This window comes from Pseudomonas petrae, assembly GCF_021728295.1.
Taxonomy (GTDB): Bacteria; Pseudomonadota; Gammaproteobacteria; order Pseudomonadales; family Pseudomonadaceae; genus Aquipseudomonas; species Aquipseudomonas petrae.
Genome location: NZ_JAKJXE010000010.1, coordinates 24,822 through 49,330, shown reverse-complemented (window position 1 = coordinate 49,330; position 24,509 = coordinate 24,822). Strand labels below are relative to the sequence as shown.

Genomic DNA, 24,509 nt, shown 5'->3' with positions numbered 1-24,509 from the left:
GATTGAAACCCGGACGGGCTTATTAAGGCTTGGTCACCAGCTCGACCGGGGTTTCGATCACGCCGTTGGTGATCTCGAGCTTCTCGCCCTTGACCATTTTCAGTGCGGTGTCGATACCGAACACAGCCTGACGCGCCGCGAACTGGTCAGCGGTGGCCAGAATACGGCCGTCTTTCAGCATCGGCTTGATGGCGTTGATGTTGTCGTAGCCGACAACCTGAACCTTGCCCGCCTTGCCTGCCGCACGAACTGCCGAGACAGCGCCCAGGGCCATGCTGTCGTTACCGGCCAGCAGCGCTTTCAGGTTCGGGTATTCGTTGAGCATGGCGGACGCGACCGCGTTGCCCTTGTCGATTTCCCAGTTACCTGACTGCGTGGAAACGATCTTCATCTGCGCACCGTCCATCGCGTCCTTGAAACCAGCGGTGCGTTGCTGCGCGTTGGTGGTGGTCGGCACGCCTTCGATGATGCCGACTTCATCACCTGCAGTCAGCTGCTTGGCCAGGTAGTCGCCCACCAGCTTGGCGCCCTTGCGGTTGTTCGGGCCTACGAAAGGCACTTCCATGCCCTTGCTTTTCAGCACGTCGGCGTCGAGCTGGTTGTCGATGTTGACGACCTTGATGCCCGCATCCATGGCCTTTTTCAGGACCGACGCCAAGGCCTTGGAGTCGGCCGGGGCGATGACCAGCGCGTCGACTTTCTTGACGATCATCTGATTGACGATGTCGATCTGCGCGGCCGTGTCGGACTCGTTCTTGATGCCGTTGGAGATCAGGTCAAAGTCAGCGGAATGCTCTTTTTGATAGACCTTGGCGCCGTCTTCCATGGTCAGGAAGAATTCGTTCGCCAGGGATTTCATCACCAGCGCGACGGTCGGCTTTTTCGCGTCGTCGGCAAAGGCGGATGAGAGAGGCAGGGTTGCAGCGGAAGCGGTAAGCATGGCAACAGCAAGAAGGCGTACAGCGAATGGCAGCTTCATGGAATCACTCCGACATTATGATTGTTGTTATCGGCAGCGTTTACGCGTCAGGGGCAGGATCGACGAAATCGCAAACGTTTGCGTGAACGAAACTATGGGAATCGTTTGAGCTTTTGTCAACTCTGCAAAGCAAGGAAAAAAGAAGACGGGCCGGGTGTCGCCCTGCTCCTCCGATCGCCGTTGCAGCACTGATGGCCTGCACCCTGAATCGGAGGATAGAAAGGAAAGGTCAATCGTGCCGCTTGTTATGCACGTTACTGATGAGTTAGGCACGCTCCTGATGGGCGGTCGCGCGGCGGCCGGCAGCGTGCAGCTTCAAATCGTCTTTTAACCTGGCGATCAGGTTGGCAATGGCACGGCTGGAATTGAGCGAACTGACCGGAATGCCCCCAGCAAGTAAATCCGCGTGGCCCCTTTCGCGATCGAATATCTGCACCATCATCTGATCTTTGGCATCGATGGTGCATTTGCACTTGGCGGGCAGGAAACCTGATTCGACGATATGGCAGAGTTCAAGGGGAGAGATCATGGCAAATTTCCTTATTTAGTTATGCACGGTGGATGTCGCACGGCGACAGCAATTCCGCGAGTTTTACATGAATGGGACGAACGGACATGACGCAGCTCAAGGGAGACGCGTCCCAGGGGTCATTCGATAAGATGGCGTTGCGACACTGCGCACACCTGCGCTGCACTTACGGCCTGCTGGATGGCATAAATGGCATGGGTTTGACGGGTTCATGAACGCCACAAGCCAGTAAGCTGGGCGCCTCGAAAATGGCCATTCGCCAATATCCTAGAGCGGCAGTGAACTAATCACGCCCGCGACGGCCAGAGGGGCTCGCACTGCAACATGGCAGTCGCTGCACACGCAAGATTTCTACAGTATTTGGAGCGCATGATGGGTCGGGCAAACAATGAGTTTGAGTTCTGGTGGGGCACTTCGGGGCCTTGGGTCGAGCCGCCAAATGTACGCCGCAACGGCACCAGCGGTGTGCAGCGTGTGGTGCACGATGGCAAGACGCTCTACGTCAAGCGCCAGACCGGCCACCTGTTTCGCAGCTTCCGCTACCCCACTGGCCGCCCGACTGCACTGCGTGAGGGCATCGCGCTGACAAAACTCGAGGAACTGGGTGTTAACGCGCCACGACCTGTTTTTTTCGGCGCACGTAAGGTCGCCGGTGTGTGGCAAGGCGTTCTGGTCACCAAGGATCTGGGCGGTTTCATCGACCTCGACTCATGGTATGCCCAGGGCGGCGCCAGCACCTTGAGCGTCGAGCAACATCAGCGACTCTTCAAGCGTCTGGCCGAGACACTGGCGAAGATGCACCTGGGCAAGTGGCAGCACGGCTGCATGCGCTCCAAACACATCTTCATCAAGGCGACGGTCACCGACACGCGGTTTGATTTCGAGCTGGCGCTGCTGGATCTGGAAAAATCCCATGGCCGGATCACCACCATGGGCGCCGCGCGTCACGACATTCCTCAGCTCAGAAGACACTCATTCTGGGACGAGGCCCAGTGGCAGTACTTCCTCTCGTGCTACGAGCAGGCAATCGGCCGAGCCGTTTAGGCGAGGCTGGCAAGCGAGGCTGCGGCCCTTCAGCCGATGCAGCATTTGGCGTGAAGGGCTCAACCCATCAAGAGGCGTGACCGGCCTGCTCGCTGATCAATGGCGACACTTTCTGATCGTTGATGACCTGCGCCACTTTCGACGCAATGTCGGCGCGGCTGAAGGGCTTGGCCAGCACCTCGAAACCGGCAATCTGCGTCGACGATTCGCGGGTGTACCCCGTGACGACCAGCACCGGCAGCGCTGGCAGGATTTCGCGCAAACTCAGGGCGAGCTGCGTGCCGCTTTTTTCTGCCATCAGCTGATCGGTGATAAGAACGTCCGGCCGCAACCCGGCGCTGACCATGTGCTCGGCAGCGGAAGGCGACGCCGCTTCGGTCACCCGATAGCCCAGGTCACGCAGTTGCAGCGCAACGGTGTAGCGGACCAGCTCCTCGTCATCTACCACCAGCACGTGAAAAGGGTGGTCCGCGTCGGGCCCTGAGTCGCCCTCGCCTTCTGCCGGTTTGAGCACATCGGCGCTGGAGACCGGCAGCCAGATGTCGACGCGCGTGCCGAGGCCCGACGTCGACTGAACATCAAAACCACCGCCGGATTGCAAGGCCAGCCCCTGCACCATCGACAACCCGAGCCCGGTGCCCTTGCCGACGCCTTTGGTTGAGTAAAAAGGTTCTACGCAACGTCCCAGCACCTCTTCGCTCATGCCGCTGCCGTTATCCGACACCGTCAGCCTGACGTAGCGACCCGGCGCGGGCGCTGGACCCAGCCCCGGACTGTCGGCAACCAGCTCCGGGCAGGCGCTGATTTTCAAGTAACCGCGTTCGGCGATCGCGTCTCGGGCATTGACCGCGAGATTGAGCACACCCAGTTCAAGCTGATGGGGATCGATGTATATGTTTGGCAGATCTGCCGGAATCTCGACAATCACTTCGATGGTCGGGCCCAGCGAGCGCTGGATAAGGTCACGCATGTCGTTGACCAGACTGTCCAGCGCCACGACCTGAGGCTTGAGCGTCTGCCTGCGGGCAAAGGTCAGCAGACGACCTACCAGAATTCGCGCGCGATCCGCCGCTTGCAGCGCGGCGTCGATAAGCCGATGGGAGCGATCATTGCTGACCGGCTGGCGCCGCAGCAATTCCAGCGACGTCATGATCGGCGTCAGGAGGTTATTGAAGTCATGGGCGATGCCGCCGCCCAGCTGGCCGACCATCTCGATCTTGCGCGACTCGTGCAGCTGCGAAATGGCCGCCTCGCGCTCGGCCACCATGGTGGCGACGCGCTGTTCGAGGCTTTCGTTGAGTTCGATCAACTGATGTTCAGCGCCGACCCGCGCGGAGATGTCCACGCAGACAAACAGCAGACCGCTCACCTGCTGCTGCGCATCGAGCAGTGGCGTGACGTGGGTCTGCACCCAGACGACCGAGCCGTTTGCGCGCACGTGGTGCTGAGTCAGTTCGAAGGGGGCCTCGGCGGTCAGGAAGTTCTCGTAAAACATTGGCTGCGCATTGACTGCTACCTCGTTCTGCAATTCGAGGATCGAGCGTCCGGCAATTGCCTGACGCCGCAGCCCCATGATGTCGCAGTAGCGATCATTGACCTGCTGAAACACGCCTCGATGATCACACAGCGCAATCCCGGCGCCTGCCTGTTCGAACATCCCGGCCAGTTGCGCGGAACTGGCGTGCAGCGCCGATTCCGCCCGCGTGTGGTTGATCCATTGCCAGCCCAGCTTGGCCGTTTCTTCGATGACATGGATGTCATGGGGGCTACAGACCCGCTGCCCTTCGAACTCAACGGTAAACACGCCGGCCAATGTGTCATGGCGCATCAACGGGACATGCACGGCCAGACTCACTGTGTCGGCTGGCTGGAGTGCAACGGTGCGCGGGTCAGCGAGAACAGAATCGGCCTTTGCCGACGCTTGCACGGTGGCGCCCTGGCGCAACGCCGAACAGGTGTCATCGCTGACGGAGATCAGCCCTGACCGGGCCGCGACGTCACCCTCACGGTATTCACGGCGAATGATGAAATCGCCCGTTTCCTCGTCAGCTTCCGCGAGATGAACGCGGGCGGCGCCCAGCTCGCGACCGATACGCCGGATGACGTCCGCTTCGATCTGTTCGGGGTCGCGAATGGAGGGGAAGGCCTGGCCCAGCTCAAGCAGCAGCGCCTGACGACGCTCGTAATGCACGCGCTCGGTGGTTTCAGTGACAACGCAGAGCACGCCGCCGACGGCCCCGTCTTTCTGGTGCACCGCAGAATAGGAGACGTCAAAGTAGACGGTTTCGCCGTAGCCGTGCCGCTCGATATAAAAGGCACGGTCCCTGGCAGCAAACGTTTGCCCGGTTTCCCGAACGCCGCGCAGCAGTGGCTCAAGGTCGTCCCACAGTTCGCGCCAGTTTTCGATCGCGGGCCGACCGAGAGCGCGCGGATGTTTCTCGCCGATGCTCGGCGCATAGGCGTCGTTGTAGAGCGCCACAAATTCGGGCCCCCAGAAGAGCACGATCTGCGCCTGCACGGGGAGAATCGTGCCCATCAGGGCTTTAAGACCGTCCGGCCAGTCGGAGGGCGCGCCGAGGGGCGAGCCGTCCACCAATGGGGACTGAAGCAGATCACCGACCGCACCGCCGTTGGCAAGGAAACGCAGGGGTGCTGCGCTGAACCCGGTGTTGGGTGGGGTATCCATAATTAGGGCCTGACAGGAAATATCGTGAGCGGATAGCCTCGTTTAGAGCGACGGTAATGCGAAGACGTTCCACTCAGATCGGGACGAGTTTGCAATACAGACGAGCCCGGAGACCACCTCAGCCGGGCCCCGCCCTGGCTCAATCTTCTTCTTTAACAGTAGCTACCTCGTCGGCGCGCACGCGGATGGTTTTGCCGGAGATGTCTTCGAACTCATAAAAGCCGTCTTTGCTCTTGGTCTTCGGCGCATCCTTGGTCACGTACTGCGTACCGTTTTGCAGGGTGACCACGGTCGACGTGGAGCAGCCCGCCAATGCTGCACAGCAGGCGAGTGCGACCGGCATCAGTAATGATTGAATCTTCATAAAGCCTCCTGGTGGGTAGGGCTCAAGCTTCGTGGGCTCAAGCGCTGAATAGTCATCTAGCAGATCAGATCAGCGTGATCGACTTTGGTTCGCAAGCCGAACAATCAGCCGAAAAATCAGCGACTTGGATCAAAGGAGGTTTTTGTCCGATCCACTGTTGCGAAACGTCTGACACTCAAATACTGTATGCGCATACAGCGAACAGGAGGATCACTTCGTGTCTGACATCAACGCATCAACCGACGCATCGCCAGGGCACTACGAGCGCATGGCCGTGCGGGTGCAGAAAATCATCAACTCGCAGAGTGCGCAGAAAGCCCGCGCGGCGCTGATTTTCCGGCTTGCGGACGAACTCGAGGACGACTGGAAACAGTTGCTGGAAGAGATCGACGAGAACGACAACGTGACCCTGGCCTGGCGAGACGACGGCGGTGTGCAGATTTTCTGGACCGTGCCCAAGGAAGATTGACCTGCAACCCGAACCCACCTAGATGAACTACCCAGTTGGATAACATGCTCAGATTTTGTGTCGCTCTGCTTTTGGCTTTTACGTTCCTGCAAACCGCTTCGGCTGACGTCAACATTGGCACCTGGAACCTGGAGCACCTGAGCGTGCGCCCGAACAAGGACTTTCAGGGCATCGCCAAGGTCGCCCAAAAGGTCGACTTTCTCGCGGTTCAGGAGTTGATGAGCGACGACGCGCTGGAGGCGCTGGCCAAGGAGCTGACCCGGCAGACTGGCAAGCACTGGAGTTCGATGGCATCCCATGCCGTGGGGCGCTCTTCCTACAAGGAAATGTACGGGTTCGTCTGGCGGGATGATGCCGTTGCCTATGAAGACGGCGCCGTGAGCTATCTGGACCGCAGCGACACCTTCGAGCGTGAGCCCTACTCCGCAAAGTTCCGTTCGCTAAAGGACGGAAAGACTTTTGTCGTCGCCACCGTGCATATCCTGTACGGCAAAAACCAGGCGGACCGCGCTTCGGAAATCGTCGCGCTTTCCAATTACTGGACCTGGCTGCAGGAAACCTACCCCGGCAACAATCAGATCATGTTGATGGGCGACTTCAACACCCCGCCCAACTCGCCCGCGTGGGGCAAGCTCGACACCAGCGCCAGGCCGCTGGTACTTGACGGCGCCAGCACGCTGTCGACCAAGGACGGCAAATTCGCCAACCTCTACGACAACATCTTCATCAGCAAGCAGTCGGCGATCCGGGTGAACAAGGTCGAGGTGTTCGATTACCCGAAATTCCTCGGCCTGACCCACGCCAAGGGCCGTGACAGCGTGTCCGACCACGCACCGATTTTCCTCAGCGCCAATCTGAGCGGAGGCAACGGCGCGGCCAGCGCGTCTGCTGTAACGGCCCAAGCCCGGCCCGCTGCGAGTAATCCGATGAAGCCCGCTGCGAGTGCCGGCGGCAGCCCGGCTAACCTGACGCTGGCGATTCGCGGCAACAAGAAGACCATGGTGTACCACCGCCCGGACTGCCCTTCGTACAACGCAATCGCCGAGAAAAACCGGGTTGAGTTCAACAGCCCGGCGGCGGCCGAAGCGCAGCACTATCACTTGGCCGGCAACTGCCATTGATCGGCAGCGGCGCTTGGCAATTCATTATTTCAGTCGCCTGCCACACCGTTGCAGACGCACCGTGGCTGTTTAAAGCCGAATGACCGCCCGAATCATTTACGCGCCAGATCGTGCTGGATGCATCCCTCATAGTAGGTCTGGTTCACAGCCGCGGGTTTCAGCTTCGAAGGGCTTTTGTAGGTCTGCTCCGTGATGCCCAGCGCCATCTTGCTCATCCACGGTTTGGCGAACTTACGGCTCTGCAGTTTTTTGCGCGCGCTGTAGAGGGTGGTGCCAGAGAGCTTGCTCTGCTGCGCCGCGCCCGCAATACCCGCGCCCCATTTGCAGACCTGCAGCTCGTTCTTGCTGAGGTCCTTGGCGTGCGCGGTCACGGACACCGCTGCCAGAAAAGCCGCCACTACGACCAAGCCCACACTGCGCATACACATCCATCCCGGAATCAATTGATAAAAAAGGATTTTTTCAGAAAAAGCAGCCGACGCGGGCGATCAATTTGCCTTTTCCGCACAAAACATTTCCCACACCTCCAGCGGTCACCTTCGCGGGTTGGTTTGATCCGCAGCGCCCCCCTCGAAAACGCCATGTTCATCCATTCAACGCGTCTGGATATAAGGCGAATATCCATATCGATATGGCACATGGCCGCCCATCGGCCAGCGATTTTAAAAGCTCATGAAGGTGTGCAATTCTGCGTCGGTCGGTCGCTTCGCAACCCGATCACGGACGGCGCGCCTGAGGTGGAGATGCATTACTAGCCGAGGCCCATGGAGAGTTGATCAGCCTGTATCGATCTCGAAATGAAGTGACAGCAACGCCGATGCAGTCGAGGCGCACGCTGGCAGGTACATGAAGGAAGCCCTCATTCACCCGGCGTCACCGCACGCCCCTACAGGCCAAAACAATGAATGACTATAAGGATTTTGAAATTCATTACCGGTTTCAAGGTGAGCCGCGGCACTTCAACCATCAGGGCTACCATCTATGCGAAAGTGACGCGCTGCATTTTGCGACCTTGCACGCAGGGGTGGGCGCAGTCGAGGGCCACATTTGCGCGGGTCCGGTGAAACTGGCGCTGCTTTACGCCGAAGGCCTGGGCGTCACGCAGGTGCAATGGAAACGCACCTGATTGAGGAAAACTGCAAACAATCCCTGATTCACGTGGTCGGAATTTACAAGCAGCGCTCATCACACCAGCAACGCGAGGTAAACATGACCATCGACAACGCATTGAAACAGGAAGTCCTGACCCGATTGCTGCATGCCCACCCGACAGGCCTGGGCAAAGAAGTTCTGGACAACTACAGAGGGGAGAACGCAGTCGCCGACACCCTTGAGCATTTGCAAACAGCCGGGTTGATCCATGACGGTTGCGTCCACCACCCCAGTGACGGCGGCCGGTCCTTGAAGTACCCCATCAAACTCAGCTCTTCCGGGGTCGTGGCTGCCAAGCAGCTGGAAGCTGAGCCGTCGAAACATTAGATTTTACGCAGGCAACAAAAAACCGGCCAAGGCCGGTTTTTTTGTGATCGATAAAGTGGTGTTCTCCCCTGGTGCTACCTGCGCTGATCATCCTGAGCCTGTCAAGAGGCAGCACCACAGGGGAACGAGAAGAAGCCTACAAGCCAAGCCTCATTTTCGTCACGCCCGCTATTGTGACTTCATGCGTCCAGACCCTCTTGCCCAGCCTCTTGCTCAACACCTGTGTTCAGACCGCCGGGTAGTCGCCCGTGCCGTCCGGCCACGGGGTCAGCAGCTCGAAGCCGGTCTCAGTCACCGCCACCATGTGTTCCCACTGCGCTGACAATGACTGGTCGCGGGTAAGCACAGTCCATCCATCGTCCAGCACGTAGGTGCCCGGTTTGCCGGCGTTGATCATCGGCTCGATGGTGAAAACCATGCCGGTCTTGAGTTTCAGCCCCTTGCCTGCCGCGCCGTAATGCAGCACCTGAGGTTCTTCGTGGTATTTGCGACCGATGCCATGCCCACAGTATTCGCGCACCACGCTGAAGCCTTCGCGGTAGGCCACGCTCTGGATGGCATTGCCGATGTCGCCCAGCGTCGCACCGGGTCTCACTGCGTGTATCCCGGCCAGCGTGGCCTCGTACGTGGTTTCGACCAGACGGCGGGCGAGCGGGCTGACCGCCCCGACGTAGTACATACGGCTGGTATCGCCGTACCAGCCATCCTTGATGACCGCGACGTCGATGTTGACGATGTCGCCGTCTTTGAGCACGTCATCCGCTGATGGGATGCCGTGGCAGACGACCGTGTTGGGCGAGATACAGGTGGTCTTGGTGAACCCGTGGTAGCCGACATTGGCAGGGATCACTTTCAGCTCGTTGACGATGTAAGCGTTGCAGATGTCATCCAGCGCTTCGGTGCTGATGCCCGGCTTGACATGCTCCACGATCATCGCCAACACATCCGCGGCCAGACGCCCCGCCACACGCAGCCCGACCAGATCGGCCTCGGTCTTGAGACTGATGCTCATTGGGACACCGCCCTGGCCGGGGCCAGATCCGGTACAAGATCGCAGGGCTGAAGGCTCAACACGGCGCCGCCGGACGTTTCAGCGCGGATCAGCAGCTGGCAGATCTCGCTGTAATTCAGACCGGGGTGCAGCTCGGCGAGCATGCCCACCCGCATCCAGTGCTCGGCCTGTGCATTGATCGAGCGACTCAAGGCCGCGCTGGCGCAACGAATGTTGGCGTGCATCTGTTCGGAAATTTTTACCAGTCCCATACCGACCTCTCGAAGAATATACGGAGCATATACGTTCCGTATATTTTCTAGCAACCGGCTCCGTACTTTCTTTACGCAGAACGCGACTGGGAAAACTCGGTCGCGCACTCGGAAAGTGATGTAGCCAACTGCGAAATCGCTTCGCGGTCGTCTTCGCTGAGCGCCCGGTAATGAGTAATGACCGCCCGCTCCGCCTCGTTCAGTGTGTCGGTGGCGATCGGCGTGCGCTCACCGGACAGCACGTACATGACGTCAATGCCCTTTTTGCCGAGTGCCGCCAGGTAATCAGAACGCGGGATGCGTTCACCGCTCTCGTATTTGCCTTGAGCGTTGGCCTCTACGCCACCGATAGAACCGAAGTCCTGTTGCGACAGCCCGAGCCGTTTGCGTTCTTCTTTCAGACGTGAGCCGAGATCTTTCATAAACGAGGGTCCTGAAGTTGACTATGTTCAAAGAGCAAGACCCCATTGGTCCGAGGGAGTTGCGCCCTTGGGCTCATTTGGTCAATCTTCCGAATTGACGGCTCAGGAATCCCGTTCGTAGCCGATAGGTTCTGATGTACCGCTATTCTTTTTGAATGGCAGCCCGATTTCTGTAGTTCGGAGAACCAGACAATGATTTCTTTCTTACTGGGTTGGTTGGCGCTATCGGCCGTGGGCACATTGGTTGCGCTGGCGATGATTCGCACCGGTAAAATGCGCCAGCCTGACGCATATGACACGGTGACCGGTCAAACGCCCGTCCCGGTCCTGGTGCGATTCAAGCCCTGAATCTGTCCCGGCTGTCTTGCTGGGAGCACGCCCTCCGACATCACTCCCCCGCAAGCTGACCCTGCTCAGCCGAGTAGCCGCTTGCGCTGCCCGTGGCATAGCCCGCTGCATAACCAGCGCTGGATGGCACAAACGCCAGGTCGGCCTGACTGGCGCTGAACTGGCGAAGTCCCGATGCCAGGGCAAGAAAATCCTCACGTTGCATCTCGTTGCCCCACACGCTGCTGAACGACGATTCGTTTTTCTGCGCAGCGAATTCCTGACGGGTGTTGGCTTGATTGGTTTGCATGGCCGCTCTCTTCTTCTCGATACTGTTTAAACATACAGTATTTTCAACGCCCCTCGAGCGCAAGTCCTGTCGCGACGAATGGTCATGCGAATAAGCGCCGGTATCGTGGTCGTCCACACCCGTTTTCTTGCCGTCACATAGGCTGAATCCGAAGCCAGACGCTTAAACCCGGGCCAGCGCCTCCAGCCGATCAAGATCATCTGCCGACAGCGCGATCCCTTGCTTCAACGATCGCTCACGCTGACGATAGCGGCGATCACCCGGCATGCGCTGCTGGCCGACGCCGTGCATCTGCCGGACCAGTTCTTCGCTGCGTTCGGCAAATGCCTGACCGCTGCCCTTGTCCGGTTCGATAACGATGATCACCTGACCGGTCCAGGGGGTTTGCGCGCCGGGAGACTTCGACATGTCGAACTCGAAGGAGAAGTTGCCGCCGGTGAGCGCGGCGGACAGCAGCTCCACCATCATCGACAGCGCCGATCCCTTGTAACCGCCGAATGGCAGCAACGCACCGCCGTCGAGGATGGCTTTCGGGTCTTCGGTCGGCTTGCCATTGCGGTCGACGCCCATCCCGGGCGGGAGCATGCGCCCCTCTCTGGCGGCAATCTGCACGTCGCCGTGGGCGATGGCGCTGGTGGCCATATCGAAAACGATGGGCTGACCGTCGGCGCGTGGCGCGGCGAACGCGATGGGGTTAGTGCCGAACAGGGGTTTTTGCGCATCGTGGGGCACGACGCAGGTCATGCTGTTGACCACGCTCAACGCCACCAACCCTTCCTGGGCGAACGGCTCGACGTCCGGCCACAGCGCGGCGAAGTGATGGGAGTTGCGGATGGCCAGAATGGCGATCCCGGCGCTCCGTGCTTTCTCCATGACAAGGGCCTTGGCTGCCTGCATTGCGGGCTGGGCAAAACCGCCCATGGCATCGACGCGCACAAACGCTGCGCCGACGTCCTCGACCTTCGGTTCGGCCTGGCCGTCGACCCAACCCGCTGCCAGCGACGACAGGTAACCCTTGATGCGGAAGATGCCGTGGCTATGGGACCCGTCGCGCTCGGCGGCCGCGCAGTTGGCGGCCAGCACCCGCGCCACCTCGGGTGAGGTGCCGTGGCGCACGAAGATCTGCCGCAGCAGCTCCGTCAGATCGGCAAAGGAAATCGTCCGGGTGGTCTGGCTGTCGTGCGTTGAAGGCATCTGAAGCTCCGTTGTGATTATTGGACGTGGAAGCGGAACAGAAAAGGCGGGCGTCTGGAGGCGCTCGTTCTGAAGAGTAATGCGCAGCAACAAGCGGGTAAACTGCGAGCCTTGGGCAATGGCCGCCCTGCCCTCACCGAACAAGGATCGCTCGATGGATTCTCTAACCATTGATTGCCAAACCGTCGTCCTCGGCGCCGGTATCGTCGGCGTCTGTTCTGCGCTGCACCTGCAAGCGGCAGGCCAGCGCGTGGTCTTGCTGGACCGCGATGAACCAGGCGCTGGCACCAGCCACGGCAATGCCGGTTTGATCGAGCGCTCCAGCATCGTGCCGTACGCCTTTCCGCGTGAATGGTCGCGACTGGCGCGTTATGCGCTGAACCGGCAATCCTCCCTGCGTTTCAGCCCGGCCTGGCTGCCGAAGATCGCGCCCTGGCTGTTTCAGTACTGGCAGAACTCCTCGCCCGTCAATCTGGCCAGCGCGAGCCGCGCACTGCTGCCGCTGATCGAACGCTGTGTCAGCGAGCATGACCTGCTCGCCGACGCGTCAGGCATGACCTCGCTGATCCGCGCCAGGGGCTGGATCGAGTTCTATCGCGACAGGAAGGAGTTTGACCTGGCGGTGGTGGACGCCCGCACTTATGACCGTCACGGACTGCGCTATGAGGTGCTTGAGGCAAGCCAGTTGCGCGAGCGCGAACCTCATCTGCGTGGCGCGCTGGGCGCCATTCACTGGCTCGACCCGAAAAGCGTGACCGATCCCGGTGCATTGGTCCGCGGTTATGCCGCGCTGTTCGTCAAGCGCGGCGGCGTGTTGCTCAAGGGTGACGCGGCCAGTCTTCATCAGCTCAACGACGGCTGGCACGTGGAAACCCGCGAGGGAGTTGTGCAGGCGCAAAACGCGGTGGTGGCGTTGGGGCCGCAATCGGCGGAGGTGACCGCCCGCTTCGGGTACCGCATCCCACTAGGGATCAAGCGCGGCTATCACATGCATTACGCGGCAAAACCGGATGAGCCGTTGCAGCACTCGATCATCGACGCCCAGGCGGGGTATGTACTGGCGCCCATGGCCCGCGGGATTCGCCTGACCACCGGCGTCGAGTTCGCCGCACCAGACGCGCCCATCAACGAGATCCAGCTGCGCCGCTGCGAAGCCATCGCCCGAACGCTCTATCCCTTGGGCGAGCGGCTGGACGCTGAGCCCTGGCTGGGTCGCCGGCCCTGTTTGCCGGACATGCGCCCGGTCATTGGGCCGGCGGCTTCACACAAAGGGCTGTGGTTCAATTTTGGGCACGCCCACCATGGCCTGACGCTCGGCCCGGTGACCGGCCGGCTGCTGGCTGAAATGATGACCGGCGCCGCGCCGTTTACCGATCCCGGGCCTTACAGCCCGAGTCGGTTCAGGTAAGCCCCGCCGTTGCCCACGATACGCAGCCCGGTGTAGGAGCGCGCTTGCCCGCGAAAGCGTTTTGTCAGACGCAGCCTTGGCAACTGACCCGGCGCGTTCGCGGGCAAGCGCGCTCCTACAGGATGTGCGTCCCACCCACTTCAGTGCGCCATTGAAACCTTCGACTACTCCGCTGTCAGGCGCTTCTGGAAGAACAGCCGCTGGTGCCCGGGCGGATAGTCATCCAGTTGACCAAACTGCTCATACCCATGCTTGCGATAGAACTCGGGCGCCTGGAAATCAAAGGTGTCGAGCCACACGCCGACGCAGCCCCGTTCGCGGGCGAGGTCCTCGGCCATCTCCATCAACTGGCTGCCCATGCGCTGACCCCGGGCCTGTTCAGGCACGACGAGCAGTTCGATGAATAGCCAGCTGTAGAGGATTCGGCCATGCAGGCCGCCGAGAACGACATCGGTCTGCTCGTCACGGACAAACAGCGCAAATTTTTCTGACTTGCCATCGCCGGCCATGGCTGCGTTGTACGCCCTCAGCGGCTCGAGGATCTGCAGCCGTTCTTCTTCGGAGGGGTTGGATTTGAATTCGATCCGGACACTCATGCGTCGCTTCCTGCTGACGGAAATGGGGAGCGCAAGGTTGTCGGATATACGGGCGGGAGTAAAGCTGCGAGGGGTTAAAGCAACGGAGTAGCGAGGGGTTAGTGAAAATGGAAGTGGAAGCCCGGGGGCTTCCACACACGCTCAAGCGCAGGGTCGATCAGTCTTTCTGATCGCGCAGGACGTTGCCAGAGGTGCCGTCGATGCGGAATTCGTAAGTCAGGCTGTCAGCTTTGCGGCCTTCGCCTTCCCAGTAGCCGTTGTCGTCGGCTTCGATCTTGTAGACTTCGGTGTAACCCGCCGACTTGGCTTTTTCGATCGCTTTTTCGATGGTGATCCAGCCAGCGCCCGGTTTGTCCGCCAGGGCGAACTGTGCGGTGGTCAGGGCAGCGGTGGCGAGAACGGCAGCGGTAAGTTTCTTGATCATGATTGAACTCCATTTCCCTGTACGGGCTTTTTGAATGCGATTTTTTGGAGTTCGTGACCGGAAAAATAGTTCATCCGGGGTTTTGTAACCGCTTGATGCTGCCGAATGAATGCCACCGCTGACAACGGCTGAATGCTGCGCTGACGCGGATCAGCGCTTGACCTTGCGGCGCAGCACGCCGTTGAGCACCACCACGACCACGGCGACAAAGATCGCGATGTACTGAAAGGTCTTTTCGCTGAGCACGCCGGTGGTCTGCAGATGGGAAAGGCCAAGCATGATCGCCAGAACGCTCAAGGCGATGATGATCGAGTAAATCAGACGCTGTTTGTTGGTCATTGCGGGATTCCTGAAAACCGGTCGAGATGTGAGGCGCAGTACAAATGTGCGGACATGTTACCTGCTCACGTCGATGCTGACACGCCAGCGCCTGCGTCGGGGCTGCGTCAGGGCTGCGACGAAGCGTCTCGGCCGCTGATGCCCGCCACTTTCACGTGGTTTAATACGCGCACTTTTCAGTCGCTTAAGCGTTTCAGGGCGGTGGGACGGGTCTGCATCCAAGCCAGAATTCTTCCTCGCCCTCTTTTAACAAGGAGTTCCCAATGCCCCATGAAGGCAGCCTGTTGCAGGCCGCAGTCGTGTTCCTGCTCGCCGCCGTTCTCACGGTTCCTCTGGCAAAACGCCTGCAACTGGGCGCCGTGATTGGCTACCTGATCGCGGGTGTGATCATCGGACCGTCTTGCCTCGGCCTGATCGGCGACCCGCAAAGCGTCGCGCACATTTCCGAGCTGGGCGTGGTGCTGCTGTTGTTCATCATTGGCCTGGAGCTATCGCCCCGACGCCTCTGGACCATGCGCAAATCGGTGTTCGGTGTCGGCCTGGCGCAGGTGCTGTTCACGGGGGTGGCCATTGGCGCGGTCGCGTTGCTGGGCTTCAATCAGCCGCTAAACAGCGCCGTGGTGCTCGGCCTGGGGCTGGCGCTATCGTCGACCGCGTTTGGCTTGCAAAGCCTGGCCGAACGCAAGGAGCTCAATGCGCCCCACGGTCGACTGGCCTTTGCCATTCTGCTGTTTCAAGACATCGCGGCCATTCCGCTGATCGCGCTGGTGCCGATGCTGGCGGGCGGTTCACACGATGCCAGTTCCGGCGACTCCCTGCGCCACGGCCTGCAAGTGCTCGGCGGTATCGCCATTGTCGTGGTTGGCGGTCGTTACCTGTTGCGGCCGGTGTTCCGCATTGTCGCCAAAACCAAACTGCAGGAAGTGTCCACCGCGACCGCCTTGCTGGTGGTAATCGGCACGGCGTGGCTGATGGATCTGGTGGGCGTGTCCATGGCGCTGGGGGCGTTTCTTGCCGGCCTGCTGCTGGCGGACTCTGAATACCGTCATGAGCTGGAAGCCCAGATCGAGCCGTTCAAAGGCCTGCTGCTGGGGCTGTTCTTCATCAGTGTCGGCATGGGCGCCAACATTGGCCTGCTGATCAACTCGCCGCTCACGGTAATGGGCCTGACGCTGCTGCTGATCGGCTTGAAATTGCCGTTGCTGTTCCTCGTCGGCCGTCTGGCAGGCGGGCTGGGCAAGCAAAGCGCGCTGCGCCTCGGACTGGTCCTGGCGGCAGGCGGTGAATTCGCGTTCGTGGTGTTCAAGATCGGCCGCGATCAGGGCCTGTTCGACGCCACGCTGTACGACACCCTGGTACTGACGATCACCCTGTCGATGGCGCTGACGCCGCTGTTGCTGCTGGTGATGTCGCGCTGGCTGAAACCCAAACCGGTGGTCAAGGAAGTACCGGCCGAGTACAAGGCAATCGAATCCGACAACCCGCGTGTGGTGATCGCCGGCATGGGCCGGATGGGGCAGATCGTCGCGCGTATCCTGCGCGCCCAGAACATCCCGTTCATTGCGCTGGACACGTCGGTGGAAACCATCGAGTTCACCCGCAGCTTCGGTAATGTACCGGTATTCTACGGTGACCCCCTGCGGCCGGAAATCCTGCGCGCGGCGAAGGTGGATCAGGCCGAATATTTCGTCATCGCCACGGATGACCCGGACACCAACATCAAGACCGCCGAGCTGGTGCGCAGGCTGTACCCGCACATGAAGATCATCGCCCGAGCCCGTAACCGCCAGCACGTTCACCGCTTGCTGGATCTGGACGCCGAAGCAGTGCGGGAAACTTTCTATTCAAGCCTGGAAATGACCCGCCGCACGCTGATCGGGCTGGGCCTGAGTGAAGCCCAGGCCCATGCACGCATCGAGCGCTTCAAGCGTCATGACGAACAAGTGCTGAATCGCCAGCACTTGATCTACGACGACGCCGCAAAGGTGATGCAAAGCGCGCTGGAAGCCCGGACCGAACTGTCCGAGCTGTTCGAATCCGACCGGATGGACGAAGAAGCGAGCGACGCGAGGCCTGCAGTGAAGGCCAGAAAATAGAGGTGAATCGGTAAGATCGCGGGCTATTGTAGGAGCGCCACCCCGGTCACTCCTACAAGGAACCCATTCATCTTCAGCCCATGACTTCGCTCAGCGGAATGAAGTTGAGCAGGTCGCCCTCCGCCACCGTTGTGCCTTCGATGATTTCGATCAGTCCGTCGGCCCAGGCGGCGCTGCGCAGCACACCTGAACTCTGGTTGCGGTAGGCAACCAGCCGGCCCTGCTCAAGGCGTCCGCGCAGGTACTCGCGCCTGTTGCCCGGTTTGGTCCAGACGAATGCAGCAGGCACCTGAAACTGCAGCGGCTTGACGGCCTGCACGCCCAGGCGTCTGAGCAGATAAGGTCTGGCAAGCAACGCGAAGGTCACCAGCGTCGAGGCCGGATTGCCCGGAAGGCCGATCACCGGCACGCCACGGAAATGGCCGAAGGTCAGCGGCTTGCCGGGTTTGATCGCCAGTTTCCACAGGGCGATCTCGCCTTCTTCACGCAGCGCGTGACCAAGAAAATCTGCTTCGCCGACGGATACGCCGCCCGTGGAGAGGATCAGGTCGACGTCGTTCAGGCCGCCCAGCGCCGCGCGGGTTTTCTCGAGGTTGTCGGGAAGGATGCCCGCATCGACCACTTCACAGCCCAGCCGCGTCAGCCAGCTGCACAGCAACACGCGATTGCTGTTGTAGATCTGCCCCGGCCCCAGCGGCTGCCCCGGCTCGATCAACTCATCGCCCGTGGACAGCACAGCGACCCGGGCGCGGCGCATGACCTGCACGTGGCCGAAACCCATGCTCGCGGCCAGGCCCAGTTCAATTGGATTCATGACCGTGCCGGCATCCAGCACCTTGTCCCCGACCGTGGTCTCCTGCCCCTTCGGGCGAATGTTCTGACCGGCGCTCAACGGTTCGAGAAAGCGCACTGTCGCGTCGGCCTGGACTTCGGCGTTCTCCTGCATCTCGACGCAGTCAGCCCCTTCAGGGACCGGAGCCCCGGTGAAGATCCGCGCGCAGGTCCCGGGTTGCAGTGGCTCGGGCGCGTGCCCGGCGAAGATCCGCTGGCTCACCGGCAACGGCTCGCCGGTCCAGTCCGCCACGCGCATCGCGTAACCGTCCATGGCGCTGTTGGGCCACGGCGGCAAATCCAGCGTCGAGACCAGATCGTCAGCCAGCACGCGCCCCTGGGCATCGGCCAGCGCCACGGTTTCACGCTCGGTGATCGGCGCGGCGGCAGCGAGGTCCATCAATCGCTGCATAGCCTCTTCGACCGGCATCAGGCGACTCATTTCAGGTGCGCTCATGGAGGCTCACCCGCGAGTCGCGCAGGGTTCGGCCTTCTTGAGGTGCGGCACGAAATTGCAGGGGCGGAAGCTGTTGTTCAACTGGTCGGCGAGAATGCCGTCCCAGCCGGTGCGCACGGCGTTGGTCGAGCCCGGCAGGCAGCACACCAGCGTGCCGTTGGCCAGACCGGCAAGGGCGCGGGACTGAATGGTCGAGGTGCCGATGTCGGGCAGGGATATCTGGCGGAACAGTTCGCCAAAACCGTCCACCTGTTTGTCCAGCAGGCAGGCCACGGCTTCCGGGGTGCTGTCGCGGCCGGTAAAACCGGTGCCGCCGGTGATCAGCACGACTTGCACTTCATCATCGGCGATCCAGGTCGCCACCTGGGCGCGGATCTTGTACAGGTCATCCTTGAGCAGCACGCGCTCGATCAGGCCATGACCGGCCGTGGTCAGGCGGTCGACGAACATCTGGCCGGAGGTGTCGGTTTCAAACGTACGGGTGTCACTGACCGTCAGAACAGCGATGTTCAGGGGTACGAAAGGCGAGTCTGCCTTGGCTTTCATGGCGAGGTCCGGTTGTAGAGGAAACAGGGCGGTGTTATATCACAGCACCTTTTTTTTGCCGCGCCAACCGAGCTGATCATGACCCCTTCCGAAGCCCTCCCGCCCTGCTCCATCCTGCTGCTCGCCGGCGGCCAGGGTCGGCGCATGGGCGGGCGTGACAAAGGCCTGATCGCCTGGCGCGACAAGCCTTTTATCAAACACTTGCATGGGCTGGTGCGCCCGCTCACGGATGATTTGATCGTTTCGTGCAACCGCAACCGCGAGGAGTACGCGCGCTACGCCGACCGGTTGGTCGAGGATGAGCAGCAAGATTTCCCCGGCCCCTACGCGGGTATTCGCGCAGGCCTTGCCGTGGCGAAACATGACTATCTGCTGGTCATCCCCTGTGACATGCCGCTGCTGGATCGCGCGCTTCTTGATGGCCTGCGCCAGACCGCTGCTGCGAATGCCGGCGTGCCGGTCATGGTCCGTCAGGGCGAGCAGTGGGAGCCGCTTCTATGCTGCATTCCCACCCACCACGCGACTGTGTTCGAGCAGCATTGGCAGCAGGGTCAGCGCAGCCCGCGCCGGACCCTGGCAGAATTGCGCGCCGTCGCGTTGCAGTGCGAGTCCGACGACCCGCGTCTGGCCAACCTCAACACGCCGGATCTATTGACCGAAATCAAGCCCTGAGCGCAGCGGGCAGGTTTCATGGAACTTTGCCGTTACACTCTGCGTCAGAGACATCACTAAACAAAATACCCCGGAGACACAGCAATGAAACAACGGACTCTTCCTGCCGCCTTCCTGCTTGCACTGAGCCTCGCCTCTCTGGCCGGTTGCTCTTCGCCAACGGTGATCACGCTGAACGACGGCCGTGAAATCCAGGCAACCGACGAGCCGAAGTACGACGAAGAGTCGGGCTTCTATGAGTTCAAACAGCTGGACGGTAAAGAAACCCGCATCAACAAAGATCAGGTTCGTACCGTTAAAGAACTGTGATGCCGGCTTGATCGCGAGGGTTTGAAAAGACCGCCGCCGAAAGCAAAAAGACCCGCCAATCGAGCGGGTCTTTTTTTGTCTGGAATAACCGGGTCGCACCGGGCCACACCCGCGTTACCAATCCAGTGTGATCCGGCTTTCGAACACCCGCTCCTGGCCCGTAACCGGATCAATGAAACGCAATCCCTGGGCGAGCAATTTGAGCGGGTGGGCGTAGTCGTCCACGGTATCCTTGAGCACCTCAGGGTAGAACGGATCATTGCAGATGCCGGCGCCCAGGGCGGCCATGTGCACGCGCAGTTGATGTTTTTTGCCGGTCACCGGATACAGCGCGTACCGCCAGAGCCCGCCGTTTCGTTCGCTGACTTCAACGCGAGTTTCGGTGTTGCTTGGCCCCTCGCCCTCCTGCATGCGAAAGAACGGTTCGCCATCGACCAGGCGGCTTTTGTGGACGCGCGGAAACGCCATGTCCGGCAGCGCAGGCGCAATCGCTTCATAGCGCTTTTCAATCTGCCGGGTTGGAAACAGCGCCTGATACGCCGAACGCGTCTGCCTGCTGGCCGAGAACAGCACCAGCCCCGCCGTGTGCCGGTCAATGCGATGCAAAGGCACCAGGTCGGGATTGTCGAGGGTACGGATCAGACGCCGCAGCAGGGTCTGCTCGACGTACTCGCCCGCCGGGGTGACGGGCAGAAAATGCGGCTTGTCGGCGACCACCAAATGCTCGTCGGCATACAGGATCGACTCCTGCACCGGAATCGGCGTCTCGTTGGGCACTTCGCGAAAGTAATGGATACGCAGGCCTTCGCGGTACGCAAGGTCTACTGCGATCGGCTGTCCGTCAGCGTCGAGCACCTTGCCCCGCGCGATCCGGTCCAGCCACTGCTCGCGGCTGATGGCACTGAAGCGCTCGCACAGGCACTCAAGCACCGTCAGCCAGGGTCCGGGCGGCAGATACAACGTGCTGGCTTGACGGTGGGCGGCGGTAAACACAGGTGCGGACATAAACGGCTCAGGCTGAAAATGACGATGGCGACAGGGCGGGCATTATCAACGCCGGCGAATCTTTACGCGACAGGGTAAATCTCGGATTCGCCGGAAGGCTCTATCCCGCGCGCCACAGCGGCGCGCGACGTTATGTCGCACGGAAAACCGGCGCCAGTTGTCTGACAGCGACAGGACAGCGCTGGATGCGCAAAATTATTTGTCCTAAAATGTTTCGAAATCGGCACGCAGGCGCGAATCCGAGCGGACACGAACACCCCCGTGACTGAAATCGAAAACGCCTGCCAGACCTGAAACTCATAAAAAGAAAGCCCGTCATCGACGGGCTTTTTTCGTTTTCAGCGTTTGTATTGCGCGTTGAGCGCCACTGCACGACTTGCTGCCGCCACAGATTTCTTTTCGCAACTTTTGAGGTTACGCCCATGCTGGTTCAATTCTTCCAATGGATCAAACGTCTCTCCACCGGTACTTCATCGCAGAACGATGAAAACTACTCGCAGTCCTTTTCCAACGAAGACCAAGACGTGGGTCGCTGGACATTCATGTCGGTGTTCATCGTGCTCACCCTCAGCCTGTACGTCGTCGCCGGCCTCGGCTACTACGCTAAAGTTCACGTCTGGGACGGCATGACCGACGAGCAGAAAGCCGCCGTCGCTCAAGCCATGGTGGTCGACACGCAATATCTCTGACGCGCAATCTCTGAAGCCAACGCTGACGCGCGCTTATGCCCTGATTGTGCCCGTCAGTCGCTCAGAAACAGCACGACCTGATCGGTGTCGAACGGCCAGTCCAGTTCGGCACCGGTGTCTGCCCGCCTCAGCACGGGAATCCTCAGGCTATAGGTTTCGTAATGCGCCTCGCTCTCGGCGATGTCGACCAGCTCCACCATCAAGCCGTGCTCCACCAGCGGCATCAGTTCGGCTTCGGCCACCTCGCACAAATGACACCCCAACGTTCCGAACAGCTGACATTCCGGTGGCATGGCTAGGCCCCTCTGTGGCTGCGATTCCAAGGGTTAGATCGGCAAGTCTAGAACTGGCCGCCCATACCGTCGAGCTTGCGCATGCTTCCTGGCCTCCCTCCTGTCGCCCACCCACACTGGAGCGCGACGCTCGGCGGGCGCACCGGAACGGCGCAGAAACCGCTTCACGCGAAACGGCAACCCTGTTCACGCGATTGGAATGAACCTTCAGGAATGCGCCATACTCGAAACCCCATATCGTCATCCCCTAAGGAGAAAACCATGGCTCGACCTACAGCAGAAAAAGCCCAGGACATATTGATGTCTGACTTCCAGACGCTGGTTGCCGATACGGAAAAACTGCTGGCGCACACGGCCTCCCTGGCCGGTGAACAGGCTGACGAACTGCGTGAGCAGATTCGCGAAAGCCTGCTCCGTGCACGTGAAACCCTCAAACTGACCGAAGAAACCCTGCGCGCACGCGGCAAGGAAGCGGTCATCGTCACTGAGGATTATGTTCAGAACAATCCATGGCAATCGGTAGGCATCGCAGCTGGCGTCGGCTTCCTGCTGGGCCTGCTGGCCACCCGGCGCTAACGGCCATGACGCAGCCGACAGGTCCAACCGGGACCGATCAATCCTCTTCGCCACGGCGGCTGGGTGCGGCTTTTCTGGGGCTGTTGCACACCCATGTCGAACTGTTCGGCATCGAGCTTCAGGAACAGAAAGCCCGTACGGTCAGGCTGTTGCTGTTCGCAGGCCTGGCGCTGGTTTTCGCGTTGCTGCTGCTCATCGGCCTGTCCGCGCTGCTGCTGATTCTCGTCTGGGACAGTTATCGCCTCTACGGGATCATAGGCCTGTGCGGGTTATACACCCTGGCGGCATTGTTCTGCGCCATGCGGCTGAAGGCGGCTGTGTTCGATGAGTCTTCACCCTTCCATTCGACCCTGGAAGAACTGGCCAACGACCGCGAGCGACTGATGCCATGAGCGCACCCCAATTGCCCCAGACCCATAACCGTCGCGAGTTGCGCAAGGCGCTGATCCGCCTGCGCATGGAGATGCACCGTCAAGAGATCCGTCAGGAATCCTCGCGACTGATGCATCCCCTGCAACGCATGCGCGGCATGGCCTCCGACCTCCCCGGCTCCCTCGGCATCAAGCATGGGCCGCTGTGGGGTGTCGGTGCCGTCACCCTGCTGGGGTTTCTCACCGGCAAGGGCACGCGCAGCAAAAAAACCGGCAGCGTTACCCGTCTGATCAAGTTCAGCGCAACCGTTTTGCCGTTGATCAAAATGGCCCTGCAGAACTCGTCCCGCCGTCGCTAAACGCCTTCTGGCTGCATTCTTGCTAGCTGCATCCTGCCAATAGCCCTCACCTTGCCCGATAGCCTTATCGGGTGAGGTGAGGGTGTTTGTCCGACGACAATCTGAAAAACCCAAGCATACCAACCGTCACCCCTACCAATCGCCACTAAGGAGGCCATGTGTTCGATGGGCAACCGCTCGCCTGTTTCCAGCCGTTCATCGACACCGCGACCGGGCGCATCGCCGGCATAGAAGCCCTGGGCCGTCTGCGCCAGGCAGACGGCAGCCTGCAGTCAGTCGGCCCGCTATTTACCGATCCACGCCGCCCCGCGGTGCAATTGCGTCGGCTGGACCGTCAGGTTCGCGACAATGCCCTGAGCCGCTTTCACGGGGCGCCAAGTGACTGGTTCCTCAGCCTGAACATCTCCCCGCGCTGGATCAGTCGCCTACGCGCCGACGAATCGCCGCCGAGCCTCAAGCAGCTGCAGTCCTACGGCATTCCCGCAGAACGGATCGTCTTTGAGATCACGGAATTGAGCGGCGATGGCCAGCGCCTGAACGAGGTGGTGGCTCGCTACCGCGATGCCGGCGCGCGCATCGCCATCGATGATTTCGGCGCGGGCTATTCGCAGCTGGACCGGGTACTGGCATTGCAGCCCGACATCCTCAAGCTCGACATGCGGCTGTTTCAGGCCGCAGCGCGGGGCGGCCCGAGCAGCGATGTGGTCAAGGCCCTCGCACAGATGGCGGAGAAAACCGGCTGCTGGATCATCGCCGAAGGGGTCGAGACCGAAGCAGAGCTGGACTTCGCCCTCGAATGCGGCTCGCGCTACGTCCAGGGCTATCTGTTCGCCCCGGCGCAGCTGGATTTCTTCGAGGCCGATGCGTTTGTCGACCGCTTCGCGGCCCTGCGTGATCGTTACGTGATGAAGAAGGTCGGTGAGCGTGAACAGCTGATGAGCCTGCGCAAGCAGCTCACGCAATTGATGTCCCGGCTGCAGCGCTGGGCCGAGGGCAATGCACCACTGAGTGATTTGCCCCAGGTCACGGAATTCCCGTGGTTGCTGCGCTTTTATCAGTGCGACCGCCACGGCACGCAGCTCACGCCCAATCTGGAATGGCGCAACGGTGCGTGGACCGCAGACGCCCGGTATCTGGGCCATAACTGGTCTTGGCGGCCCTATTTCTACCACCTGCTCGCCGAGGGCTGGCACGAGCGGCGCCTGACGCTTTCGAGCACCTACCGCGACGCCACCAGCAATCAGTATTGCCTGACGGCCGGGCAGTTCTTCGACAACGGCGAGCGGCTGTTGCTGATCGATGTCGACGCGGCCGGGTTTTGATGATGCTTGCTGGTATCGTTTCATCGATC

31 protein-coding genes are annotated in these 24,509 nt (G+C 60.7%); 14 read left to right on the top strand and 17 right to left on the bottom strand.

The window, feature by feature from the left end:
- Window positions 1-22: 22 nt before the first annotated feature.
- Both L4G42_RS18065 and L4G42_RS18060 read right to left on the bottom strand, forming a co-directional pair.
- Complete coding sequence (locus L4G42_RS18065; RefSeq protein WP_237250843.1) at window positions 23-979, bottom strand: sugar ABC transporter substrate-binding protein; 957 nt, start codon at window positions 977-979, stop codon at window positions 23-25.
- A 265-nt stretch (window positions 980-1,244) separates the two neighbouring features.
- A complete protein-coding gene (locus L4G42_RS18060) occupies window positions 1,245-1,508 on the bottom strand; it encodes a DUF1652 domain-containing protein (RefSeq protein WP_237250842.1) in 264 nt (87 codons plus the stop codon).
- Between the two features lie 372 nt (window positions 1,509-1,880).
- Between L4G42_RS18060 and L4G42_RS18055 the strand changes: the two genes are divergently transcribed.
- A complete protein-coding gene (locus L4G42_RS18055; RefSeq protein ID WP_237250841.1) occupies window positions 1,881-2,552 on the top strand; it encodes a lipopolysaccharide kinase InaA family protein in 672 nt (223 codons plus the stop codon).
- A gap of 67 nt (window positions 2,553-2,619) precedes the next feature.
- Here the strand turns inward: L4G42_RS18055 and L4G42_RS18050 are convergent, their stop codons facing one another.
- A complete protein-coding gene (locus tag L4G42_RS18050) occupies window positions 2,620-5,238 on the bottom strand; it encodes a PAS domain-containing protein (RefSeq protein ID WP_237259463.1) in 2,619 nt (872 codons plus the stop codon).
- Window positions 5,239-5,377: 139 nt separating this feature from the next.
- Window positions 5,378-5,602: a YgdI/YgdR family lipoprotein gene (locus L4G42_RS18045; RefSeq protein WP_237250839.1), complete on the bottom strand. Its 225-nt coding sequence runs from the start codon at window positions 5,600-5,602 to the stop codon at window positions 5,378-5,380.
- Window positions 5,603-5,870: 268 nt separating this feature from the next.
- Between L4G42_RS18045 and L4G42_RS18040 the strand changes: the two genes are divergently transcribed.
- Window positions 5,871-6,071 carry a DUF1654 domain-containing protein gene (locus L4G42_RS18040; protein WP_074887522.1) on the top strand — a complete coding sequence of 67 codons (201 nt, stop codon included), beginning with the start codon at window positions 5,871-5,873 and terminating at the stop codon, window positions 6,069-6,071.
- A 44-nt stretch (window positions 6,072-6,115) separates the two neighbouring features.
- Window positions 6,116-7,192, top strand: coding sequence for an endonuclease/exonuclease/phosphatase family protein (locus L4G42_RS18035; protein ID WP_237250837.1), 1,077 nt, complete (start codon window positions 6,116-6,118; stop codon window positions 7,190-7,192).
- 92 nt (window positions 7,193-7,284) lie between these two features.
- Here the strand turns inward: L4G42_RS18035 and L4G42_RS18030 are convergent, their stop codons facing one another.
- Window positions 7,285-7,614: a hypothetical protein gene (locus tag L4G42_RS18030; protein ID WP_237250836.1), complete on the bottom strand. Its 330-nt coding sequence runs from the start codon at window positions 7,612-7,614 to the stop codon at window positions 7,285-7,287.
- A gap of 479 nt (window positions 7,615-8,093) precedes the next feature.
- Between L4G42_RS18030 and L4G42_RS18025 the strand changes: the two genes are divergently transcribed.
- Both L4G42_RS18025 and L4G42_RS18020 read left to right on the top strand, forming a co-directional pair.
- Window positions 8,094-8,318, top strand: coding sequence for a DUF6555 family protein (locus tag L4G42_RS18025; RefSeq protein WP_237250835.1), 225 nt, complete (start codon window positions 8,094-8,096; stop codon window positions 8,316-8,318).
- A gap of 83 nt (window positions 8,319-8,401) precedes the next feature.
- Window positions 8,402-8,671, top strand: coding sequence for a hypothetical protein (locus L4G42_RS18020; RefSeq protein ID WP_237250834.1), 270 nt, complete (start codon window positions 8,402-8,404; stop codon window positions 8,669-8,671).
- 226 nt (window positions 8,672-8,897) lie between these two features.
- Here L4G42_RS18020 and map read toward each other — a convergent pair whose 3' ends face one another.
- From map to L4G42_RS17995, 5 genes are all read right to left on the bottom strand, one after another.
- On the bottom strand, window positions 8,898-9,683 hold the full coding sequence (gene map / locus L4G42_RS18015) for a type I methionyl aminopeptidase (protein WP_237250833.1): 786 nt from the start codon (window positions 9,681-9,683) through the stop codon (window positions 8,898-8,900).
- Window positions 9,680-9,934 carry a ParD-like family protein gene (locus L4G42_RS18010; protein WP_108120136.1) on the bottom strand — a complete coding sequence of 85 codons (255 nt, stop codon included), beginning with the start codon at window positions 9,932-9,934 and terminating at the stop codon, window positions 9,680-9,682. The genes map and L4G42_RS18010 overlap by 4 nt, the downstream gene beginning before the upstream one ends.
- Window positions 9,935-10,005: 71 nt before the next feature.
- Complete coding sequence (locus L4G42_RS18005; RefSeq protein WP_122538217.1) at window positions 10,006-10,356, bottom strand: helix-turn-helix domain-containing protein; 351 nt, start codon at window positions 10,354-10,356, stop codon at window positions 10,006-10,008.
- A 388-nt stretch (window positions 10,357-10,744) separates the two neighbouring features.
- Window positions 10,745-10,993, bottom strand: a complete 249-nt coding sequence (locus L4G42_RS18000; RefSeq protein ID WP_237250832.1) for a hypothetical protein — start codon at window positions 10,991-10,993, stop codon at window positions 10,745-10,747.
- Between the two features lie 162 nt (window positions 10,994-11,155).
- Window positions 11,156-12,187, bottom strand: coding sequence for an Ldh family oxidoreductase (locus L4G42_RS17995; protein WP_237250831.1), 1,032 nt, complete (start codon window positions 12,185-12,187; stop codon window positions 11,156-11,158).
- A 169-nt stretch (window positions 12,188-12,356) separates the two neighbouring features.
- Between L4G42_RS17995 and L4G42_RS17990 the strand changes: the two genes are divergently transcribed.
- Window positions 12,357-13,595, top strand: coding sequence for an NAD(P)/FAD-dependent oxidoreductase (locus L4G42_RS17990; RefSeq protein ID WP_237251033.1), 1,239 nt, complete (start codon window positions 12,357-12,359; stop codon window positions 13,593-13,595).
- Between the two features lie 164 nt (window positions 13,596-13,759).
- On the opposite strand, the gene L4G42_RS17985 is transcribed toward L4G42_RS17990, so the two are convergent.
- From L4G42_RS17985 to L4G42_RS17975, 3 genes are all read right to left on the bottom strand, one after another.
- Entirely contained in the window at window positions 13,760-14,191 is a 432-nt protein-coding gene (locus L4G42_RS17985; RefSeq protein ID WP_237250830.1) for a GNAT family N-acetyltransferase, read from the bottom strand.
- 157 nt (window positions 14,192-14,348) lie between these two features.
- Window positions 14,349-14,615, bottom strand: coding sequence for a PepSY domain-containing protein (locus L4G42_RS17980; RefSeq protein WP_237250829.1), 267 nt, complete (start codon window positions 14,613-14,615; stop codon window positions 14,349-14,351).
- A 150-nt stretch (window positions 14,616-14,765) separates the two neighbouring features.
- Window positions 14,766-14,954: a hypothetical protein gene (locus L4G42_RS17975; protein ID WP_122538211.1), complete on the bottom strand. Its 189-nt coding sequence runs from the start codon at window positions 14,952-14,954 to the stop codon at window positions 14,766-14,768.
- Between the two features lie 263 nt (window positions 14,955-15,217).
- On the opposite strand from L4G42_RS17975, the gene L4G42_RS17970 reads away from it, so the two are divergent.
- Window positions 15,218-17,050: a monovalent cation:proton antiporter-2 (CPA2) family protein gene (locus L4G42_RS17970; RefSeq protein ID WP_237250828.1), complete on the top strand. Its 1,833-nt coding sequence runs from the start codon at window positions 15,218-15,220 to the stop codon at window positions 17,048-17,050.
- Between the two features lie 73 nt (window positions 17,051-17,123).
- Here the strand turns inward: L4G42_RS17970 and L4G42_RS17965 are convergent, their stop codons facing one another.
- Window positions 17,124-18,338, bottom strand: coding sequence for a molybdopterin molybdotransferase MoeA (locus tag L4G42_RS17965; protein WP_237250827.1), 1,215 nt, complete (start codon window positions 18,336-18,338; stop codon window positions 17,124-17,126).
- Window positions 18,339-18,344: 6 nt separating this feature from the next.
- Window positions 18,345-18,884, bottom strand: coding sequence for a molybdenum cofactor biosynthesis protein B (moaB, locus tag L4G42_RS17960; RefSeq protein ID WP_065991499.1), 540 nt, complete (start codon window positions 18,882-18,884; stop codon window positions 18,345-18,347).
- 78 nt (window positions 18,885-18,962) lie between these two features.
- Here moaB and mobA point away from each other — a divergent pair, with 78 nt between their 5' ends.
- A complete protein-coding gene (gene mobA / locus L4G42_RS17955; RefSeq protein ID WP_237259465.1) occupies window positions 18,963-19,556 on the top strand; it encodes a molybdenum cofactor guanylyltransferase MobA in 594 nt (197 codons plus the stop codon).
- An 84-nt stretch (window positions 19,557-19,640) separates the two neighbouring features.
- Entirely contained in the window at window positions 19,641-19,865 is a 225-nt protein-coding gene (locus tag L4G42_RS17950; RefSeq protein ID WP_074887297.1) for a YgdI/YgdR family lipoprotein, read from the top strand.
- Window positions 19,866-19,979: 114 nt separating this feature from the next.
- Here the strand turns inward: L4G42_RS17950 and L4G42_RS17945 are convergent, their stop codons facing one another.
- The gene (locus tag L4G42_RS17945; protein ID WP_237250825.1) at window positions 19,980-20,870 is read right to left on the bottom strand and encodes an RluA family pseudouridine synthase; all 891 of its coding nucleotides are present in this window, start codon (window positions 20,868-20,870) and stop codon (window positions 19,980-19,982) included.
- A 422-nt stretch (window positions 20,871-21,292) separates the two neighbouring features.
- On the opposite strand from L4G42_RS17945, the gene L4G42_RS17940 reads away from it, so the two are divergent.
- Window positions 21,293-21,559, top strand: coding sequence for a hypothetical protein (locus L4G42_RS17940; RefSeq protein WP_237250824.1), 267 nt, complete (start codon window positions 21,293-21,295; stop codon window positions 21,557-21,559).
- A gap of 53 nt (window positions 21,560-21,612) precedes the next feature.
- Here the strand turns inward: L4G42_RS17940 and L4G42_RS17935 are convergent, their stop codons facing one another.
- A complete protein-coding gene (locus tag L4G42_RS17935) occupies window positions 21,613-21,852 on the bottom strand; it encodes a glutaredoxin family protein (protein ID WP_237250823.1) in 240 nt (79 codons plus the stop codon).
- 261 nt (window positions 21,853-22,113) lie between these two features.
- Here L4G42_RS17935 and L4G42_RS17930 point away from each other — a divergent pair, with 261 nt between their 5' ends.
- From L4G42_RS17930 to L4G42_RS17915, 4 genes are all read left to right on the top strand, one after another.
- Window positions 22,114-22,428, top strand: a complete 315-nt coding sequence (locus L4G42_RS17930) for an ElaB/YgaM/YqjD family protein (RefSeq protein WP_065991492.1) — start codon at window positions 22,114-22,116, stop codon at window positions 22,426-22,428.
- 5 nt (window positions 22,429-22,433) lie between these two features.
- Entirely contained in the window at window positions 22,434-22,820 is a 387-nt protein-coding gene (locus L4G42_RS17925; protein ID WP_122624202.1) for a phage holin family protein, read from the top strand.
- Entirely contained in the window at window positions 22,817-23,158 is a 342-nt protein-coding gene (locus L4G42_RS17920; protein ID WP_065991490.1) for a hypothetical protein, read from the top strand. Before L4G42_RS17925 ends, L4G42_RS17920 begins: the two co-directional genes overlap by 4 nt.
- Window positions 23,159-23,316: 158 nt before the next feature.
- Window positions 23,317-24,480, top strand: coding sequence for an EAL domain-containing protein (locus L4G42_RS17915; RefSeq protein ID WP_237250822.1), 1,164 nt, complete (start codon window positions 23,317-23,319; stop codon window positions 24,478-24,480).
- Window positions 24,481-24,509 lie beyond the last annotated feature (29 nt).

Bases quoted from the DNA above. Each gene is read 5' to 3' on its own strand.
- L4G42_RS18065 (WP_237250843.1), bottom strand. From the start codon at position 979: ATGAAGCTGCCATTCGCTGTACGCCTTCTTGCTGTTGCCATGCTTACC.
- L4G42_RS18060 (WP_237250842.1), bottom strand. From the start codon at position 1,508: ATGATCTCTCCCCTTGAACTCTGCCATATCGTCGAATCAGGTTTCCTG.
- L4G42_RS18055 (WP_237250841.1), top strand. From the start codon at position 1,881: ATGGGTCGGGCAAACAATGAGTTTGAGTTCTGGTGGGGCACTTCGGGG.
- L4G42_RS18050 (WP_237259463.1), bottom strand. From the start codon at position 5,238: ATGGATACCCCACCCAACACCGGGTTCAGCGCAGCACCCCTGCGTTTC.
- L4G42_RS18045 (WP_237250839.1), bottom strand. From the start codon at position 5,602: ATGAAGATTCAATCATTACTGATGCCGGTCGCACTCGCCTGCTGTGCA.
- L4G42_RS18040 (WP_074887522.1), top strand. From the start codon at position 5,871: ATGGCCGTGCGGGTGCAGAAAATCATCAACTCGCAGAGTGCGCAGAAA.
- L4G42_RS18035 (WP_237250837.1), top strand. From the start codon at position 6,116: ATGCTCAGATTTTGTGTCGCTCTGCTTTTGGCTTTTACGTTCCTGCAA.
- L4G42_RS18030 (WP_237250836.1), bottom strand. From the start codon at position 7,614: ATGCGCAGTGTGGGCTTGGTCGTAGTGGCGGCTTTTCTGGCAGCGGTG.
- L4G42_RS18025 (WP_237250835.1), top strand. From the start codon at position 8,094: ATGAATGACTATAAGGATTTTGAAATTCATTACCGGTTTCAAGGTGAG.
- L4G42_RS18020 (WP_237250834.1), top strand. From the start codon at position 8,402: ATGACCATCGACAACGCATTGAAACAGGAAGTCCTGACCCGATTGCTG.
- map (WP_237250833.1), bottom strand. From the start codon at position 9,683: ATGAGCATCAGTCTCAAGACCGAGGCCGATCTGGTCGGGCTGCGTGTG.
- L4G42_RS18010 (WP_108120136.1), bottom strand. From the start codon at position 9,934: ATGGGACTGGTAAAAATTTCCGAACAGATGCACGCCAACATTCGTTGC.
- L4G42_RS18005 (WP_122538217.1), bottom strand. From the start codon at position 10,356: ATGAAAGATCTCGGCTCACGTCTGAAAGAAGAACGCAAACGGCTCGGG.
- L4G42_RS18000 (WP_237250832.1), bottom strand. From the start codon at position 10,993: ATGCAAACCAATCAAGCCAACACCCGTCAGGAATTCGCTGCGCAGAAA.
- L4G42_RS17995 (WP_237250831.1), bottom strand. From the start codon at position 12,187: ATGCCTTCAACGCACGACAGCCAGACCACCCGGACGATTTCCTTTGCC.
- L4G42_RS17985 (WP_237250830.1), bottom strand. From the start codon at position 14,191: ATGAGTGTCCGGATCGAATTCAAATCCAACCCCTCCGAAGAAGAACGG.
- L4G42_RS17980 (WP_237250829.1), bottom strand. From the start codon at position 14,615: ATGATCAAGAAACTTACCGCTGCCGTTCTCGCCACCGCTGCCCTGACC.
- L4G42_RS17975 (WP_122538211.1), bottom strand. From the start codon at position 14,954: ATGACCAACAAACAGCGTCTGATTTACTCGATCATCATCGCCTTGAGC.
- L4G42_RS17970 (WP_237250828.1), top strand. From the start codon at position 15,218: ATGCCCCATGAAGGCAGCCTGTTGCAGGCCGCAGTCGTGTTCCTGCTC.
- L4G42_RS17965 (WP_237250827.1), bottom strand. From the start codon at position 18,338: ATGAGCGCACCTGAAATGAGTCGCCTGATGCCGGTCGAAGAGGCTATG.
- moaB (WP_065991499.1), bottom strand. From the start codon at position 18,884: ATGAAAGCCAAGGCAGACTCGCCTTTCGTACCCCTGAACATCGCTGTT.
- mobA (WP_237259465.1), top strand. From the start codon at position 18,963: ATGACCCCTTCCGAAGCCCTCCCGCCCTGCTCCATCCTGCTGCTCGCC.
- L4G42_RS17950 (WP_074887297.1), top strand. From the start codon at position 19,641: ATGAAACAACGGACTCTTCCTGCCGCCTTCCTGCTTGCACTGAGCCTC.
- L4G42_RS17945 (WP_237250825.1), bottom strand. From the start codon at position 20,870: ATGTCCGCACCTGTGTTTACCGCCGCCCACCGTCAAGCCAGCACGTTG.
- L4G42_RS17940 (WP_237250824.1), top strand. From the start codon at position 21,293: ATGCTGGTTCAATTCTTCCAATGGATCAAACGTCTCTCCACCGGTACT.
- L4G42_RS17935 (WP_237250823.1), bottom strand. From the start codon at position 21,852: ATGCCACCGGAATGTCAGCTGTTCGGAACGTTGGGGTGTCATTTGTGC.
- L4G42_RS17930 (WP_065991492.1), top strand. From the start codon at position 22,114: ATGGCTCGACCTACAGCAGAAAAAGCCCAGGACATATTGATGTCTGAC.
- L4G42_RS17925 (WP_122624202.1), top strand. From the start codon at position 22,434: ATGACGCAGCCGACAGGTCCAACCGGGACCGATCAATCCTCTTCGCCA.
- L4G42_RS17920 (WP_065991490.1), top strand. From the start codon at position 22,817: ATGAGCGCACCCCAATTGCCCCAGACCCATAACCGTCGCGAGTTGCGC.